Source organism: Sinorhizobium glycinis (genome assembly GCF_001651865.1).
GTDB lineage: Bacteria > Pseudomonadota > Alphaproteobacteria > Rhizobiales > Rhizobiaceae > Sinorhizobium > Sinorhizobium glycinis.
On sequence record NZ_LPUX01000053.1, the window covers coordinates 1,318,178 to 1,335,062 of the forward strand.

Genomic DNA, 16,885 nt, shown 5'->3' on the forward strand with positions numbered 1-16,885 from the left:
ATTTCGCCGCTCAGTCCGCCGCTTCGCCCGGCCGTGCCGTCAGCCGGTTCTCGACGCTCTGAACGCCGATAACCGAGGCCGCCGCGTCGCCGGCGCAGGCTATGTCCGCTTCGCGCGCGACCGTACCGGACAGGACGACCATGGTGCCGAGGGCGATCACGTCTATGTCGCTCGTGTCGATGAAGGTTGCGTAGCGAAGGAAGCGCAGGACCTTCTGCGCCAGGTCGTCATCGGTCAGATGCGGGTCGTCGTCCTTGTGCGAATAGATCGGGTGCTCGCTCGACATTCCTGTTATCCCCGTCCTTGAGCGCAACGCTCTGCGGCGCCGGAATGTTCCCGGCGCAGTCGCGCTGCCTTTTCCCGGGCCGCTGCCCTTGCCTCCGGGGTTTAAACGGGTCTATGGCTCGGGAACCATCCGCCTGAACAAAGCGCGGCTCCGGGCGCGCGCTCCTCCGACCTGCTCTCTGGAATCGATCGCGACCGGTCGGTTCAGCCGAAACGCCAAGGCTCGCGCATGTCCGATGTTTTCCTGAATGTGCTCCCGATCTTCATCCTGATCCTGACCGGCTGGCTGATCGTGAAGTTCGGCTATCTGAAGCCGGCCGTCGGCGACGCGCTCGGCGACTTCGTCTTCCGGGTCGCCGTGCCGGTGCTGCTCTTCCGCACCATCGCCGAGGCGGATTTCAAGGAGGGATCCCCCTGGCCGCTCTGGGTCGCCTATTTCTCCGGCGTCGCCGTCACCTGGACGATCGGCCATCTGGCCGCAACACTCGGCTTCGGCCGCGACCCCCGCATGGGGGTGCTGGCGGGCGTCTCTTCGGCCTTTGCCAACACGGTCTTCATCGGCCTGCCGCTGGTCTCGCGCGTCGTTGGTGAGGAGGGGATCGTTGCGCTTTCGATCCTGCTTTCCGTGCATCTGCCGGTGATGATGATCGCCGGGACCGTGCTGATGGACCGCGCCGATCAGAAGGTGAGCGGCCGGCCGCGGCAGAATATCATCAAGCTGCTGGCAGGAATCGGCCGCAATCTCGTCCGCAATCCCCTGGTGATCGGGCTCGCCCTGGGCGCGCTCTTCCATCTTCTCGGCCAGCCGCTCGGCGGCCCGGCGAAAATCGTCGTCGATCAGCTCGCCGGAGTCGCCGCACCCGCCGCGCTCGTCTCAATCGGCATGGCGCTCGACAAATACGGCCTTGCCGGCAACACCGGACTGGCCACCGTCACCAGCACGCTGAAGCTCATCGTGCTGCCGGGCGCCGTATTCGTCGCCTGCCATATCCTCGATCTCAGCGACAGCTGGACCGCGGCCCTCGTCCTGACCTCTTCCGTACCGACCGGCGTCAATGCCTGGCTGATCGCCAACCATTTCAATGTCGGCCACGCACTCGCCTCCTCGACGATCACGCTGACGACGGCACTCGGCGTCATCAGCGTTTCGGCCTGGGCCTACCTCTTGATGTGATGCCCGGGGGGGGGGGGAAGACCTTCACGNCCCTACTGCATGTCTCCTTAAATCGACCTCGATTTAAGGACAAAGACATGCAGTTTCAAAGTGCTACAGCGACCTTTGCGCGTCTGATAAGACGCGCGGCGCTGTAGTCTCCCCCGCAGCGCCGTGCGTCTCATGCAGTAGCGGCGAACCAGGGGCCCAGCGCGCCGCATCCGCCGTCGAAGCTCAAACGGCAAAGACCGGCTCGCCGCCGATCCAGGTCGATTTCATCCCGAGTTCCGGCGTCAGGAGCACGAAATCGGCGTCGGTGCCGGGCAGGAGCCGGCCCTTGTGCGAGGCGATGCCCATCACATCGGCCGGATAGGCAGAAGCCATGCGGATTGCTTCCTCGATCGGCAGGCCGAGCTTCTGATGCACGAAGCGGACCGACGAGAGCATGTCGATATCGGCGCCGGCAAGCGTGCCGTCGGCAAGCGTCAGGCGCCCGTCCTTGCGCAGGATCTCGCGGCCGTTCAGGAAGAAGCTCGTCATGTCGGTGCCGATCGGCGACATCGCATCGGTAACCAGGAAGATCTGTCCCGGTCCCTGCTTGCCGCGCAGCGCAATGCCCATCGAGGCCGGGTGGACGTGGAAGCCGTCGGCAATCAGGCCGGCATGCAGCGTGCCGGTCGCAAGAGCGGCACCGACGACGCCCGGTTCGCGGTGGCCGAGTCCGCTCATGGCATTGAAGAGATGGGTAACGGTCCGGGCTCCGGCTCTAGCGTATGCGCAGGCCGTCTCGAAGCCGACATCCGTATGGCCGAGGCTGACGACCGCGCCCGCGCTGGCGAGCGCGCGGACCTGTTCTTTCGTGGTGTTCTCGGGGGCGACGGTGACCATCAAAACGCCGAGCGCCTTCACGCAGGCGAGCATCTCGGTGAGGTCGGCGTCCTCCATCGGGCGGATCAGCGCGGCATCGTGGGCTCCCTTGCGGGCGACCGAAAGATGCGGGCCTTCGAGATGCAGGCCGAGGAAGCCGGGCAACGCCGCGGCCCTGGCGGCGAGCCCGGCCTCTATAGCCTTGGCACGGATCTCGCGCGTGTCGGTGATCAGCGTCGGCAGCAGCGCCGTCGTGCCGAATTTCGCGTGCGCCGCGCAGATCTGCCGGATGCCGTCGAGGGTCGGCTGCTCGTTGAGCAGTGCCCCGCCGCCGCCGTTCACCTGCAAATCGATGAAGCCGGGCACGAGAAGCAGGCCGCGCGCGTCGATCGTCTCCGCCTCGTCGGCGACGACACCGGCCGGAACGATCCCCTTGATGTGGCCCGCCTCGATGATGAGCGCGGCGCCGTCATGCCAGTCGATGCCGTCGAAAATCCGCGCTCCGGTGATCTTCTTTCTCGCAGTCATCGTGTCTCCGTTACCTTCTTCAGGCTTGCCGGTGCGTCCGGGTTGAGACCGCGCGAGCGCGACCAGGCTTCGACGAAACCGTAGAACGGCAGGATCAGCGCCAGCGCGTCGGTGATCGGATGGCCGGTCTCGACGCAGGGCAGGCGCTTCGCCTTGCTCGCCCGGGCGGAGGTGATATGCACGACCGCACCCTTGGCGCTCATGCCGTCGGCGATCTCGGCGACCGAGGCTTCCGCCGCATCGCGGGCGGCGAGCACGAGAACGGGGAAGCGGGCGCCGACGAGCGCCACCGGCCCGTGCAGCACTTCCGCCGCGGAATAGGCCTCGGCATGCATGCCGGACGTCTCCTTGAACTTCAGTGCCGCCTCACTGGCGATCGCCAGCGCCGGGCCGCGGCCGAGCACATAGAGCGATTCTACTTCACCGAGATCGGCGGCGAAATCCTGCCAATCAAGCTTCACCGCCTTGGCGAAATGGTTCGGCAGATCGGCGACGGCCCGCTTCAGGCCCGCGTCACCCGTCCATTCGCCGAGCACGGCAAGGCCGGCGACGATGGAGTTGACATAGGATTTGGTCGCCGCCACGGCGAGTTCGGGACCGGCGAGAATATCGAGCGGGTGGCTGCAGGCCTCGGCGATCGGCGAGGGCAGCGTGTTCGTCAGCGCAATCGAAACGGCGCCGGCCCGCGTTGCGGCCTCGGCCATCGCCACGATGTCGGGGCTCTTGCCGGATTGCGAGATGGCGATCGCCGCGCCACCGCCGAGTTTCAGTTCGGCGCCGTAGATCGAGGCAAGCGACGGTCCGAGCGAGGCGACCGGGCGACCCGCCGTGAGCTCGATCGCATATTTCAGGAACAGGGCGGCGTGATCCGAGGAACCGCGGGCGATCGTCACCAGGAAGGCCGGATCCTTGGCGCGGAGCGCCGTGCCGGCAGCAGCGAGCGCCGCCGCCGAGCGGTCGAGCAATCTTGCGGCGGCCTCGGGTATTTCGTCGATTTCTCGCCGCATGTTGGTCTGCATCGTCAGGTCCTTTCCTCAACAGGTTCGAGCGAGATGCGGGCGGAAAACGCACACAACCATCTCACCCGGCGGTCAGCTTTCCGGGATCGTCAGCTCCGCGACAAAATCATAGGCATCGCCCCGGTAGAGCGAGCGGGTGAACTCCACGACGCGCCCCGAAGCGAGATAGGAGACGCGCTCGATCGAAAGACCGGCCGCTCCGACGGCGACGCCCAGCATCGTCGCATCGGGGTTCTTGATGTTGCAGGCGGAGATGCGCTGCACGGCGCGAACCGGCCGCGCATGCGATTTTTCGAGCGCCGTGTAGAGAGATGAGGTGACGGCAAGCGGATCAGGAACGAACTCCGCCGAAACGCAGGCCCGTTCGATCGCAAGCGGCATGTCGTCGGCGATGCGCAGGCGCCCGAGACGCGCGACCAGCGCATCGGCGGGAAGGCCGAGCGTCATCATCTCGTCGGGCGATGGATGGAAAAGCCCCCGCTCCAGCCATTCGGCGCGGGTGTTGAGACCGCGCCGCGCCATGTCCTCGGTAAAGGAGGTGAGTCGCGACAGCGACTGCTCGACGCGCGAGACCGGCCGGACGACGAAGGTGCCGGAGCCGTGGCGGCGGACCAGCAGCCCGTCGCGCACGAGATCGTCGACGGCCTTGCGGACGGTGACGCGGCTGACATTGGCGTAGTCGGCGAGATCCCGCTCGGCGGGCAGCGCATCGCCGTGATTGAGCTTGCCCGACAGGATCGCCTCTTCGAGCGACTGGCGGAGCTTCAGGTAAAGCGGGCCAGCGCCCCCAGATTGCAGGCTTTCGAGCGGCAGGATGGCGGCAAGCTGCTGGTTCATGCGACGGCCTCCGGCCGGGTACCGAAGCGGGCGGCGGCAAGCGCAACCGCTCCCGTCAACGCGTCGGCTTCCGCCTCGACGAACAGCGGCTGGTGCCGTTCGGCAAGCCAGGGACGATAGAGCGGCGCCAGACCGCCGAGCAGGCAGATCGTCCGGCTGCCTCTGGAAACCACCACGTCGAGCGCCTCGTCCACGGTCGTCGCGGCCGCCTTCAGCAAGCGCGCCGCCACCGGGTCCCCGCGCCCGGCATGGTCGAAGACACGCGGGGCGTAGCGGCCGAACTCGCCGGGCTTCGCCAGCCGCGCGAAATCGACGACGTCACGGGGATCGTTGTTGAACTCCGCCAGCACGGATTGGGTTACGGGCGAGCCTTCGTGAATTCCGTCATGGGCGAGCAGGCTTTCCTGCAGCAAGGCATGGCCGATTCGGGCACCGCTGCCATGATCGCCGATCGTAAAACCCCAGCCGCCGATATAGCTCACCGATTCGCCCTGGCGGGCGATGTAGATCGTGCCCGTTCCGAGAATGGCGACCGCCCCGTCCCTGTCGCCAAGCGCGCCCTGCAGGGCGATCAGCCCGTCCGATTCGATATCGGCCGCGGCGAAGGGCAAACGCCGCTTCACATAGTGGACGGCATCCCCGACATTGTGCCCCGCAACGCCGACAACGGCGCGCGCCGATGTGATACCCTGGGGATCGAGACCCGCATCCTCGAAAGCCGCGCGGGCGGCATCGGCGATATTCTGCAGCGCCGTTTCGGGATCGGTGAGAATATTGGCGGCACCGGATTTGCCGCGGCCGAGGATACGACCGTCCGGGCCTGCAACCGCAGCCCGGCAGCTCGTTCCGCCACCATCGATTCCGATCAGATAGGATGTCATGGGCACCTCCGCCGTCTAACATACCAAAAAAATACCATTAACCAAGTGTCATTCGATTGAGCTGGCAGCATTTCATGTAACTTGCTGAATTTTCGCCGTTAATTTTGGCAAAGCATTTTTTGTTCAGCCGAAAGTTAAATTTCTCCTAGACAATTGGTATTTTTTTGGCATTAATTTGGAAAAGAGGAGAACGACGCGATGCCGGCAGTGAAGACCGAAGAGCGCCACGACAACGCCAAGGGCCTGGACACCATGGATCCGGCGACGGCGCTTCGCGTGCTTGCCTCCGGTCAGCAGGCCGCGGCAAAAGCCGTTGACGGGGCGATCGAGTCGATCGCCGCCGCGGCCGCGATTGCCGCGAGCGTTCTTTCCGAAGGCGGCCGGCTAGCCTATGCGGGCGCCGGAAGCTCCGGCCTGATGGCCATGGCGGACGCACTCGAACTGCCGGGCACCTATGGCATTTCCCAGGAACAGACCGTCATTCTTCTCGCCGGCGGCGCCGCGAGCCTCGGCGATCTCGCGGGCGGCTACGAGGACGACACGGAGCTTGCGCGCGCCGATATCCGCAAGGCCGGCATTCAAACCGGCGACTGCCTGATCTCGGTCTCCGCCAGCGGCTCGACCCCCTATGCGCTTGCGGCCGCCGACGAGGCGAGGAAGCGCGGTGCTAAGGTCATCGGCATGGCCAACAATGCCGGCGCGACGCTCTTCGAGAATGCAGACGTCGCAATCCTGCTTCAGACGCCGCCGGAGGTGGTTTCCGGCTCGACGCGGATGGGCGCCGGAACGGCGCAGAAGATCGCCTTCAACATGTTCTCGACGCTGGTCGGAATTCATCTCGGCCACGTGCTCGACGGCCACATGGTCAACCTGCGCGCCGACAATATCAAACTGCGCGGCCGCGCCATTCGCATCGTCTCGGACATCACCGGCGTTGGCGCCGACGAGGCCGAAAGGCTGATCGGCGCGGCCTCCGGATCGGTCAAGCTGGCGATCCTGCTCGCCTTCGGCGCCAAGGACTTGGCGGCGGCCGAAGCGGCACTCGACAAGGCCAATCAGAACCTGCGCCGGGCGATCGCCATCGTCTCGGCCTGAACGACAAACTGGGATCCAAAACCGCGCCGTGGCGGCGCCTATAAGAGGGAGAACCTGAATGACCCGTAATACAATCAAAGGCTTGCTGCTTGCATCGAGCATTCTCGGCTCGGCCGGGCTTGCGCATGCGGACACCACGCTCACGATCGAAAGCTGGCGCAATGACGACCTGGCGATCTGGCAGGAAAAGCTGATCCCCGCCTTCGAGGCCAAGAACCCGGGTATCAAGGTGGTGTTCTCGCCGTCCGCGCCGACGGAGTACAACGCGGCGCTGAACGCCAAGCTCGATGCAGGCTCCGCCGGCGACCTCATCACCTGCCGTCCGTTCGATCCTTCGCTCGAAGTCTACAACAGGAAGCACCTCGCCGATCTCACCAACCTGCCCGGCATGGAGAACTTCTCCGACGTCGCCAAGTCCGCCTGGACGACCGATGACGGCAAGACGACCTACTGCGTGCCGATGGCGTCGGTCATCCACGGCTTCATCTACAACAAGGACGCCTTCGACCAGCTCAAGCTTGCCGTGCCGACGACCGAGGAAGAGTTCTTTGCCATTCTTGAGAAGATCAAGGCCGATGGCAACTACATCCCGATGGCGATGGGCACCAAGGATCTCTGGGAAGCCGCGACCATGGGCTATCAGAACATCGGTCCGAACTATTGGAAGGGCGAGGAAGGCCGCCTCGCCCTGATCAAGGGCGAGCAGAAGCTGACCGACGAACCCTGGGTCGAGCCCTATCGCGTGCTCGCCAAATGGAAGGACTATCTCGGCGACGGCTTCGAGGCGCAGACCTATCCGGACAGCCAGAACCTCTTCACGCTCGGCCGCGCCGCGATCTACCCGGCGGGCTCCTGGGAAATCTCCGGCTTCAACACCCAGGCGCAGTTCAAGATGGGCGCTTTCCCGCCGCCGGTGAAGAAAGCCGGCGACACCTGCTACATCTCCGACCACAACGACATCGGCATCGGCCTCAATGCCAAGAGCCCGAATGCGGAAGCAGCCAAGACCTTCCTGACCTGGGTAGCCTCGCCTGAATTTGCGGAAATCTACGCCAACGCGCTTCCCGGCTTCTTCAGCCTGAACTCGACGGCCGTGAAGATGACCGATCCGCTCGCCCAGGAATTCGTCTCCTGGCGTGAGAAGTGCAAGTCGACGATCCGCTCGACCTATCAGATCCTGTCGCGCGGCACGCCGAACCTCGAAAACGAAGCCTGGGTAGCAGCGGCCAATGTCATCAACGGCACCCAGACGCCGGAAGACGCTGGCAAGAAGCTGCAGGAAGGCCTCGACAGCTGGTACAAGCCGGCTAAGTAAGATCGAAGAGGAACGCGCGGCCGGGCCGGCCGCGCGCTTCCCCATGCACTGCGCGAATCGCGGGGCAAACGACGCCGCAGTTTTGTTGATACGGTGCCAGGCCGGGACACGCAGACCGACAGCCGGCTTTGCCGGCGACCACGACGGCCTTTGAAGAAGCACGTGGCGGATTGAACGCGGCATTTCGAGCGAAATGAGGCTGTGCTGACAGAGCCAGCCATTGAGAACGGGCCAGAGGCCGATGAAACCACGCGAAACCACAATGGAAGTCGGCGAGCTCAAGCGCCCCCGGCGCTGGCACATCCTCGTCTTTCTGCTGCCGGCGCTCGCCGTCTATACGGCGGTGATGATCCTGCCGTTGATCGAGACGCTGCGGCAATCTTTCTACAACACGGTCGATGGCCAATATACCTTCGTCGGATTGGGCAATTTCAAGGTGCTGTTCGGCGATCCGCGCTGGGCGGCGGATTTCTGGAACGCGCTCAGGAACAACTTCGTCTTCTTCCTGATCCACATGGCGGTGCAGAACCCGATCGGCATTGCGCTCGCCGCCATGCTGTCGATCCCGAAGCTGCGCTTCAGTGCCTTCTACCGCACGGCGATCTTCCTGCCGACGCTCTTGTCCTTCGTCATCGTCGGCTTCATCTGGAAGCTCATTCTTTCGCCGATCTGGGGTGTCGCGCCCTATCTGATGGATCTCGTCGGCATGAAATGGCTCTTCGCACCCTGGCTCGGCCGGCCTGACTCTGCGCTGATTGCAGTGTCGCTGATCTCCGTCTGGCAATATGTCGGCATCCCGATGATGCTGATCTATGCTGCCCTCCTCAACATTCCCGACGAGGTGATCGAGGCGGCGGAACTCGACGGCGTCACCGGCTGGAGCCAGTTCTGGAAGATCAAGCTGCCCTTGATCCTGCCGGCGATCGGCATCGTCTCGATCCTGACCTTCGTCGGCAACTTCAACGCCTTCGACCTGATCTACACGGTTCAAGGGGCGCTTGCCGGCCCGGACGGGTCGACGGACATTCTCGGCACACTGCTCTACCGCACCTTCTTCGGCTTCCAGCTGCAGCTCGGCGACCGGTCGATGGGCGCGACGATCGCGGCGATCATGTTCCTGATCATCCTGGCCGGCGTGTCGCTCTACCTCTTCGTCATCCAGCGCCGCATGCGCCGCTATCAGTTCTGAGGAGGACATGAGCATGTCGAAAGCAAGAACCTCCTTCGCCCGGACCGGCGCCGTCCATTTCGCGCTGATCGCCTATACGCTCGTCGCGCTGTTTCCGGTGTTCCTGACGATTGCGAACTCGTTCAAGAGCCGCAATGCGATCTTCCGCGAGCCGCTGGCGATCCCCACGACCGAGAGCTTCAGCCTGATCGGCTACGAGACGGTGCTGAAGCAGGGCGACTTCATCGGTTATTTCCAGAACAGCGTCGTCGTCACTGTCGTGTCGATCGCGCTGGTGCTGCTCTTCGGCGCCATGGCCGCCTTCGCGCTCTCCGAATATCGCTTCCGCGGCAACACGCTGATGGGACTCTATCTGGCGCTCGGCATCATGATCCCGATCCGGCTCGGCACGGTGGCGATCCTGCAGGGCATGGTGGCGACCAACCTCGTCAACACGCTGACGGCGCTGATCCTCGTCTATACGGCGCAGGGCCTGCCGCTCGCCGTCTTCATCCTGTCGGAATTCATGCGCACCGTCTCGGACGACCTGAAGAACGCCGGCCGCGTCGACGGATTGTCGGAGTATGCGATCTTCTTCCGGCTGGTGCTGCCGCTGGTGCGGCCGGCCATGGCGACGGTCGCGGTCTTCACCATGATCCCGATCTGGAACGACCTGTGGTTCCCGCTGATCCTGGCGCCGGCGGAAACGACGAAGACCGTGACGCTCGGCTCGCAGATCTTCATCGGCCAGTTCGTCACCAACTGGAACGCGGTTCTCTCCGCCCTGTCGCTGGCGATCTTCCCCGTCCTCGTCCTCTACGTCATCTTCTCGCGGCAGCTGATCCGCGGCATCACGGCAGGAGCGGTGAAATGAGTTCTTCCGCAAATCCGATCCGCGTCCTTGTCGCCGGTCTCGGCAATATGGGGCGCAGCCATGCGCTTGCCTATCACGAGAACCCCGGCTTCGAGATCGCCGGCCTCGTCAACCGCTCGAAGGTCGAGCTGCCGGGCGCGCTCGCGGGCTATGAGATCCTGCCCTCCTTCCCGGAGGCGCTCCTCGAGCTCAGGCCGGAGCTCTGCTCGATCAACACCTATTCGGACAGCCACGCGGCCTATGCGGTGACGGCGATGGAGGCCGGCTGCCATGTCTTCGTCGAGAAGCCGCTGGCCACGACCGTCGCCGACGCGGAGCGCGTCGTCGCCTGCGCCCGGGCGAACGGCCGCAAGCTCATCGTCGGCTATATCCTGCGCCACCATCCGTCCTGGATGCGGCTGATCGCCGAGGCGCGCAAGCTCGGGCCGCCCTACGTATTCCGGATGAACCTGAACCAGCAATCGAGCGGACCGACCTGGGCGACACACAAGTCGCTGATGCAGACGACCGCGCCGATCGTCGATTGCGGCGTGCATTATATCGACGTCATGTGCCAGATAACCGACGCAAAGCCCGTCGAGGTGCGCGGCATGGGCCTGAGGCTCTCCAACGAGATCGCCGCCGACATGTACAATTACGGCCACCTGCAGGTCATCTTCGAAGACGGTTCGGTCGGCTGGTACGAGGCCGGCTGGGGGCCGATGATCTCCGAGACCGCCTTTTTCGTGAAGGACGTGATCTCGCCTAACGGATCGGTCTCGATCGTCATGGACGGGAAGGCCAAGTCCGACGACATCGACATGCACACCAAGACCGCCGTCATACGCCTGCACAGTGCGGCGACCGGTCCGGACGGAAGATTCCTCACGGCCGACGAAGACCTCAAGATGGAAGGCGAGCCCGGCCATCAGGAACTCTGCGACCGTGAACAGGCCTTCGTGCTCAAGGCCATTCGCGAAAACATCAATCTCGACCGGCACATGGACGATGCGGTGCAGTCGCTCAAGATCTGCCTGGCGGCGGACGAAAGCGTTCGCACCGGCAGGCCGGTCAAGCTTTAATTTGAAGAGGGCGACACGTGGGATCACTGCAACTCAAATCCATCCGCAAGGCCTATGGCGGCCATGAGGTGCTGAAGGGCATCGACCTCGAGGTGAAGGACGGCGAATTCGTCATCTTCGTCGGTCCCTCGGGCTGCGGAAAATCGACCCTGCTCAGAACCATTGCCGGCCTCGAGGACGCGACCTCCGGCAGCGTACGGATCGACGGTGTCGAAGTCGGCCATGTCGCTCCCGCCAAGCGCGGCATCGCCATGGTCTTCCAGTCCTACGCGCTCTATCCGCACCTGACGGTGAAGGACAATATGGGCCTCGGGCTGAAGCAGGCCGGCGTGCCGAAACCCGAGATCGAGGAGAAGGTCGGCAAGGCGGCCGGCATGCTGTCACTCGAACCCTATCTCGCCCGCCGCCCGGCCGAGCTTTCCGGCGGTCAGCGCCAGCGCGTCGCAATCGGCCGCGCCATCGTGCGCGAACCGAAGCTATTCCTCTTCGACGAGCCGCTGTCGAACCTCGATGCGGCGCTGCGCGTCAACACGCGCCTCGAAATCGCCCGCCTGCATCGCAGCCTCAAGGCGACGATGATCTATGTCACCCATGACCAGGTCGAGGCGATGACGCTCGCCGACAAGATCGTCGTGTTGAACGGGGGACGCATCGAACAGGTCGGCTCGCCGATGGAACTCTACAACCGACCCGCCAATCTCTTCGTCGCCGGCTTCATCGGCTCGCCGCAGATGAACTTCATCGACGGCGACAAGTTCGGCGACGGAGAGGCGAAGACGGTCGGCATCCGCCCCGAGCATATCGGCCTCTCGCGCGACGGCGGCGACTGGAAGGCGAAGGTGGTTCATGTCGAGCATCTCGGCGCCGACACGATCGTCTATCTCGAATCCGACGCGGTCGGGCCGCTCACGGTGCGGCTCTTCGGCGAGCACCGCTATGCGGCGGATGACGTCGTCCATGCCACCCCGGTGATCGGCGGCATGCACCGCTTCGACGCCGACGGCCGGGTGATCGATTCCGGGCAGTAGTGCAGTCATAAGAGCCCCTCACCCTAGCCCTCTCCCCGCCTGCGGGGAGAGGGGGACGCCGATGGCGTTTCGGGCCACCGCAAGGCGAGACAGCGCCGCGAGTCCCCTTCGCCCCGCTTGCGGGGAGAAGGTGCCGGCAGGCGGATGAGGGGCAGCCCCGACACAAATCCGCCATCACGACTGCGTGAACAGAAAGCAGCGGCAAACCCGAAGGCACTGCGACTGCTGGCTTCCTTGCCCTTGACGCGCCGCACCGAGCCGGGGTTGCACCGCGGCGGAAATTAACATACATTCCTGTTTGTATATTAGCTTTCCGGTATCTTCCGGATTCCGGCTCCCGCTTCATCTCCCTGGTGGACCGCGCGGCAGGCGCCGCGACGCGGCCCCTTTGCACATTGGACATTGCGATGCATATGAACCGACCGATACTGGCCGCCTCGCTGGCAACCGTGCTCTTTCTCGCCGGCTGCCAGAAGAACGAAGAGCAGGCCGCAGCCCCGGCTTTCCCTCCGGCCGCGGTCGCCGTTTTCACGACGGCGGCGGAACCCTTGCCGATCACCAACGAGCTGCCCGGACGCATCACGCCGACGCGGATCGCCGAGGTTCGGCCGCGGGTTTCCGGCATCGTCGTCGACCGGGTGTTCGAGCAGGGATCGATGGTCAAGGAGGGCGACGTGCTCTACCGGATCGATCCGGCGCCGTTCCAGGTCAAGGTCGACAGCGCCGAGGCGACGCTGAAGCGGGCGCTTGCCGTGCGCGACCAGGCGAAGCAAACCGCCGAACGGCAGTCGCGCCTCAAGGAGGCGCAGGTCGCGGCCGTTCAGCAATATGACGATGCGATCGCGGCGCTCGCCCAGGCCGAGGCCGATGTCGGCATTGCCGAGGCAGGCCTCGCCGAGGCGAAGCTCAACCTTCAATACGCCGACGTTACCGCGCCGATCAGCGGCCGGATCGGCCGGGCGCTGATCACCGAAGGGGCGCTCGTCAGCGCCAACGGCTCGGAGAACCTGGCAACCATCCAGCAGCTCGACCCGATCTATGCGGACTTCACACAGTCGGCGACCGACCTTATCCGGCTGCGCAAGGCGCTTCAGGACGGCCAGCTCATCAGCGCCAAGAACGAAGCGGAAGTTAAGCTCATCCTCGACGACGGCACGCCCTACGGCTTGAAGGGCCGGCTGCTCTTTTCCGAGGCCGCGGTCGACGCGACGACCGGCCAGGTGACGCTTCGCGGCGAGTTCCCCAACCCCAACAACGATCTGCTGCCGGGCATGTATGTGCGCGTGCAGATCCAGCAAGGGCTGGAGAAGGACGCGATTACCGTTCCGCAGCAGGCGGTGCAGCGCAACAATGCCGGTCAGTCCCAGGTCTATGTCGTCACCTCCGACAAGAAGGTCGAGTTCCGCAACGTGACGCTCGGACGGACGGTCGGCGAGCGCTGGCAGGTGACCGCCGGCCTCAAGGCGGGTGAAAAGGTCATTGTCGAGGGCTTCCAGAAGATCGGCCCCGGCGCGGCGGTGGAGCCCTCCGACTGGAACCCGAGCGCGAAGCCCGCTGCCGAGCAGGCGAGCGCCGCGGCATCCGCCGACGACAAGTCCGCCACTGCAGTGAAGTGAGAGCCGACTCATGCCAAGTTTTTTCATAGACAGGCCGATCTTTGCCTGGGTGGTGGCGATCTTCATCATGGTCGCCGGCATCATCGCGGTTCCGCTGCTGCCGGTTTCGCAATATCCGGACGTGGCGCCGCCGCAGATCTCGATCAACACCACCTATCCCGGCGCCTCGTCGCAGGACACCTATCAGAGCGTCACGCGGCTGATCGAGGATGAGCTGAACGGCGTCGAAGGCCTGCTCTACTTCGAATCGACGACGAGCGCCTCCGGCTCGGTCGAGATCAATGCGACATTCGAACCGGGCACCGACCCCAGCCAGGCCTCGGTCGACATTCAGAACCGGGTGCAACGTGTCGAGCCGAGGCTGCCCGATTCTGTGAAGCAGCAGGGCGTCCAGGTGGACGAGGCCGGCTCCGGATTCCTGCTGATCATCTCGCTCACCTCGACCGACGGTTCGATGGACGCGATCGGCCTCGGCGATTACCTGAGCCGCAACGTCCTGAGCGAAATCCAGCGCGTCCAGGGCGTCGGCCGCGCCCAGCTCTTCGCGACCGAGCGCTCGATGCGCGTCTGGCTCGACCCCGACAAGATGCTCGGCCTCAACCTCACCGCCGCCGACGTGACCGCGGCGATCCAGGCGCAGAACGCCCAGATCGCCTCGGGCTCGATCGGCGCCCAGCCGAATCCGATCACCCAGCAGATCAGTGCCCCGGTGGTGATCAAGGGCCAGCTTTCGTCACCGGAGGAATTCGGCGCCATCGTGCTTCGCGCGAACGCCGACGGCTCCGCCGTCCGGCTGCGCGACGTCGCCCGCATCGAGATCGGCGGCGAGAGCTATTCCTTCTCGACGCGCCTCAACGGCAAGCCCTCGGCGGCGATTGCCGTGCAGCTCTCGCCGAGCGGCAATGCGATCTCGACCTCGGAAGCGATCAAGGCGCGCATGGACGAGCTCGCCGAATTCTTCCCGCCGGGGCTTGAATATTCCGTTCCCTACGACACCTCGCCTTTCGTCGCCGTCTCGATCCAGAAGGTGGTGGAGACACTGGTCGAAGCCGTCGCGCTCGTCTTCCTGGTGATGTTCCTGTTCCTGCAGAACATCCGCTACACCATCATCCCGACGCTGGTCGTGCCGGTCGCCCTTCTCGGCACCTGCGCCGTCATGCTGGCGATGGGCTTCTCCATCAACGTGCTCACCATGTTCGGCATGGTGCTGGCGATCGGCATCCTCGTCGACGATGCGATCATCGTCGTCGAGAACGTCGAGCGCATCATGTCGCAGGAGGGGCTGACGCCGAAGGAAGCAACGCGCAAGGCGATGAGGCAGATCACCGGCGCGGTCATCGGCATCACGCTGGTGCTCGCCTCGGTGTTCATTCCGATGGCCTTCTTCCCGGGTGCCGTCGGCGTGATCTATCGCCAGTTCAGCCTGACCATGGTCGTCTCGATCCTGTTTTCGGCGTTTCTTGCACTATCGCTGACGCCGGCGCTCTGCGCGAGCTTCCTGAAACAGGTCCCGAAGGGCCATCACCACGCCAAGCGCGGCTTCTTCGGCTGGTTCAACCGCAGCTTCGACCGGACCTCGCGCGGTTATACCGGCATTGTGGGACGTCTCGTGACGCGCACCGGCCGCTTCATGGTCATCTATCTGGCACTGCTCGGAGGCCTCGCCTGGGCCTTCCTGCAGCTTCCCTCCTCCTTCCTGCCGGACGAGGACCAGGGCTTCGTCATCGTCATGATGCAGCTGCCGTCCGAAGCCACCGGCAACCGCACGACGGAGGTGATCGAGCAGGCGGAGACGATCTTCGGCCAGGAGCCGGCCGTCGATACGATCGTCGCCATCAACGGCTTCTCCTTCTTCGGCACCGGTCAGAATGCCGGCCTCGCCTTCGTGACGCTCAAGGACTGGAGCGAACGCGATGCGAACAACGCCGCCCAGTCGATCGCCGGCCGCGCGACGATGGCGATGAGCCAGATCAAGGACGCGATCAGCTTCGCGCTGTCGCCGCCGGCGATCCAGGGCCTTGGCACCACCGGAGGCTTCTCCTTCCGGCTGCAGGACCGCGCCGGTCTCGGCGAAGTGGCTCTTGCCCAGGCGCGCGACCAGCTTCTCGGCCTTGCTTCGCAAAGCAAGATCGTGACCGGCGTGCGCTTCGAGGGGATGCCCGATGCGGCCCAGGTCAGCGTCAACATCGATCGCGAGAAGGCCAACACCTTCGGCGTGACCTTTGCCGACATCAATTCGACGATCTCGACCAATCTCGGCTCGTCCTACGTCAACGACTTCCCGAATGCCGGCCGCATGCAGCGCGTGACGGTGCAGGCGGACGAGAGCCAGCGCATGCAGACGGCGGATCTTTTGAACCTCAATGTCCGCAATTCGAATGGCGGCATGGTTCCGCTTTCGGCATTCGCGAACATCGAGTGGGTCAAGGCACCGACGCAGACGGTGGGCTATAACGGCTATCCGGCCGTGCGCATCAGCGGCAATGCCGCTCCCGGATACTCCTCCGGCGATGCGATAGCCGAGATGGAACGGCTGGCGGCCGAGCTTCCGGCGGGCTTCGGCTATGAATGGACGGGGCAGTCGCTGCAAGAGATCCAGTCGGGCTCGCAGGCGCCGCTCCTGATCGCGCTTTCCTGCCTGCTCGTCTTCCTGTGCCTGGCGGCGCTCTACGAGAGCTGGTCTATCCCCGTCTCGGTCATCATGGTCGTGCCGCTCGGCGTCATCGGCGCGGTGCTGGCGGTGACGATGCGCGACATGCCGAACGACGTCTACTTCAAGGTCGGCCTGATCGCGATCATCGGGCTTTCGGCGAAAAACGCCATCCTGATCATCGAGTTCGCCAAGGAGCTGCGCGAACAGGGCCGGTCGCTGATCGACGCGACCCTCGAAGCCACGCACTTACGCTTCCGGCCGATCCTGATGACCTCGCTGGCCTTCACGCTCGGCGTATTGCCGCTCGCGATCGCGACCGGCGCAAGCTCCGGCAGCCAGCGCGCCATCGGCACCGGCGTCATGGGCGGGATGATCTCGGCCACGGTGCTGGCGATCTTCTTCGTGCCGGTCTTCTTCGTGTTCGTCATGAAGATTTTCGAGCGGAGAGAGGCGACGGGCGCGGCACCGCAGGCCGCATCCGGGAACGCCACGCCCGCCGAGTAAA

14 protein-coding genes are annotated in these 16,885 nt (G+C 64.7%); 9 read left to right on the top strand and 5 right to left on the bottom strand.

Annotated elements, in window-relative coordinates; translation table 11 throughout:
• Positions 1-10: 10 nt before the first annotated feature.
• A complete protein-coding gene (locus tag AU381_RS11040) occupies positions 11-286 on the bottom strand; it encodes a BON domain-containing protein (protein WP_064241736.1) in 276 nt (91 codons plus the stop codon).
• Positions 287-514: 228 nt separating this feature from the next.
• On the opposite strand from AU381_RS11040, the gene AU381_RS11045 reads away from it, so the two are divergent.
• Positions 515-1,459, top strand: coding sequence for an AEC family transporter (locus tag AU381_RS11045; RefSeq protein WP_064241737.1), 945 nt, complete (start codon positions 515-517; stop codon positions 1,457-1,459).
• 213 nt (positions 1,460-1,672) lie between these two features.
• Here AU381_RS11045 and nagA read toward each other — a convergent pair whose 3' ends face one another.
• The 4 genes from nagA to AU381_RS11065 all read right to left on the bottom strand — a co-directional run bounded on the left by nagA (position 1,673) and on the right by AU381_RS11065 (position 5,570).
• Positions 1,673-2,833 (bottom strand): N-acetylglucosamine-6-phosphate deacetylase, encoded by a 1,161-nt coding sequence (gene nagA / locus AU381_RS11050; RefSeq protein ID WP_064241738.1) that lies wholly within the window; start codon positions 2,831-2,833, stop codon positions 1,673-1,675.
• Complete coding sequence (locus AU381_RS11055) at positions 2,830-3,852, bottom strand: SIS domain-containing protein (RefSeq protein WP_064241739.1); 1,023 nt, start codon at positions 3,850-3,852, stop codon at positions 2,830-2,832. The genes nagA and AU381_RS11055 overlap by 4 nt, the downstream gene beginning before the upstream one ends.
• A 72-nt stretch (positions 3,853-3,924) precedes the next feature.
• Positions 3,925-4,689 carry a GntR family transcriptional regulator gene (locus AU381_RS11060; protein WP_064241740.1) on the bottom strand — a complete coding sequence of 255 codons (765 nt, stop codon included), beginning with the start codon at positions 4,687-4,689 and terminating at the stop codon, positions 3,925-3,927.
• Positions 4,686-5,570, bottom strand: coding sequence for a glucosamine kinase nucleotide-binding domain-containing protein (locus tag AU381_RS11065; protein ID WP_064241741.1), 885 nt, complete (start codon positions 5,568-5,570; stop codon positions 4,686-4,688). Before AU381_RS11065 ends, AU381_RS11060 begins: the two co-directional genes overlap by 4 nt.
• 198 nt (positions 5,571-5,768) lie before the next feature.
• Between AU381_RS11065 and AU381_RS11070 the strand changes: the two genes are divergently transcribed.
• The 8 genes from AU381_RS11070 (at position 5,769) to AU381_RS11105 (ending at position 16,884) form a co-directional block, all read left to right on the top strand.
• Positions 5,769-6,665 (top strand): N-acetylmuramic acid 6-phosphate etherase, encoded by an 897-nt coding sequence (locus tag AU381_RS11070; protein WP_064241742.1) that lies wholly within the window; start codon positions 5,769-5,771, stop codon positions 6,663-6,665.
• A 58-nt stretch (positions 6,666-6,723) separates the two neighbouring features.
• Complete coding sequence (locus AU381_RS11075) at positions 6,724-7,980, top strand: ABC transporter substrate-binding protein (RefSeq protein ID WP_064241743.1); 1,257 nt, start codon at positions 6,724-6,726, stop codon at positions 7,978-7,980.
• 241 nt (positions 7,981-8,221) lie between these two features.
• Positions 8,222-9,169, top strand: a complete 948-nt coding sequence (locus tag AU381_RS11080; RefSeq protein WP_064241744.1) for a carbohydrate ABC transporter permease — start codon at positions 8,222-8,224, stop codon at positions 9,167-9,169.
• Positions 9,170-9,182: 13 nt separating this feature from the next.
• The gene (locus AU381_RS11085) at positions 9,183-10,022 is read left to right on the top strand and encodes a carbohydrate ABC transporter permease (protein ID WP_064241912.1); all 840 of its coding nucleotides are present in this window, start codon (positions 9,183-9,185) and stop codon (positions 10,020-10,022) included.
• Entirely contained in the window at positions 10,019-11,083 is a 1,065-nt protein-coding gene (locus AU381_RS11090) for a Gfo/Idh/MocA family protein (protein ID WP_064241745.1), read from the top strand. The genes AU381_RS11085 and AU381_RS11090 overlap by 4 nt, the downstream gene beginning before the upstream one ends.
• A gap of 17 nt (positions 11,084-11,100) precedes the next feature.
• Entirely contained in the window at positions 11,101-12,111 is a 1,011-nt protein-coding gene (locus tag AU381_RS11095) for an ABC transporter ATP-binding protein (protein ID WP_064241746.1), read from the top strand.
• Positions 12,112-12,518: 407 nt separating this feature from the next.
• A complete protein-coding gene (locus AU381_RS11100) occupies positions 12,519-13,727 on the top strand; it encodes an efflux RND transporter periplasmic adaptor subunit (protein ID WP_064241747.1) in 1,209 nt (402 codons plus the stop codon).
• Between the two features lie 10 nt (positions 13,728-13,737).
• Positions 13,738-16,884, top strand: a complete 3,147-nt coding sequence (locus AU381_RS11105) for an efflux RND transporter permease subunit (protein WP_064241748.1) — start codon at positions 13,738-13,740, stop codon at positions 16,882-16,884.
• Position 16,885: the final 1 nt, after the last annotated feature.

What these genes read in the sequence shown, in the direction of transcription:
- AU381_RS11040 (WP_064241736.1), bottom strand. Translation starts at nt 286, where the DNA reads ATGTCGAGCGAGCACCCGATCTATTCGCACAAGGACGACGACCCGCAT.
- AU381_RS11045 (WP_064241737.1), top strand. Translation starts at nt 515, where the DNA reads ATGTCCGATGTTTTCCTGAATGTGCTCCCGATCTTCATCCTGATCCTG.
- nagA (WP_064241738.1), bottom strand. Translation starts at nt 2,833, where the DNA reads ATGACTGCGAGAAAGAAGATCACCGGAGCGCGGATTTTCGACGGCATC.
- AU381_RS11055 (WP_064241739.1), bottom strand. Translation starts at nt 3,852, where the DNA reads ATGCAGACCAACATGCGGCGAGAAATCGACGAAATACCCGAGGCCGCC.
- AU381_RS11060 (WP_064241740.1), bottom strand. Translation starts at nt 4,689, where the DNA reads ATGAACCAGCAGCTTGCCGCCATCCTGCCGCTCGAAAGCCTGCAATCT.
- AU381_RS11065 (WP_064241741.1), bottom strand. Translation starts at nt 5,570, where the DNA reads ATGACATCCTATCTGATCGGAATCGATGGTGGCGGAACGAGCTGCCGG.
- AU381_RS11070 (WP_064241742.1), top strand. Translation starts at nt 5,769, where the DNA reads ATGCCGGCAGTGAAGACCGAAGAGCGCCACGACAACGCCAAGGGCCTG.
- AU381_RS11075 (WP_064241743.1), top strand. Translation starts at nt 6,724, where the DNA reads ATGACCCGTAATACAATCAAAGGCTTGCTGCTTGCATCGAGCATTCTC.
- AU381_RS11080 (WP_064241744.1), top strand. Translation starts at nt 8,222, where the DNA reads ATGAAACCACGCGAAACCACAATGGAAGTCGGCGAGCTCAAGCGCCCC.
- AU381_RS11085 (WP_064241912.1), top strand. Translation starts at nt 9,183, where the DNA reads ATGTCGAAAGCAAGAACCTCCTTCGCCCGGACCGGCGCCGTCCATTTC.
- AU381_RS11090 (WP_064241745.1), top strand. Translation starts at nt 10,019, where the DNA reads ATGAGTTCTTCCGCAAATCCGATCCGCGTCCTTGTCGCCGGTCTCGGC.
- AU381_RS11100 (WP_064241747.1), top strand. Translation starts at nt 12,519, where the DNA reads ATGCATATGAACCGACCGATACTGGCCGCCTCGCTGGCAACCGTGCTC.
- AU381_RS11105 (WP_064241748.1), top strand. Translation starts at nt 13,738, where the DNA reads ATGCCAAGTTTTTTCATAGACAGGCCGATCTTTGCCTGGGTGGTGGCG.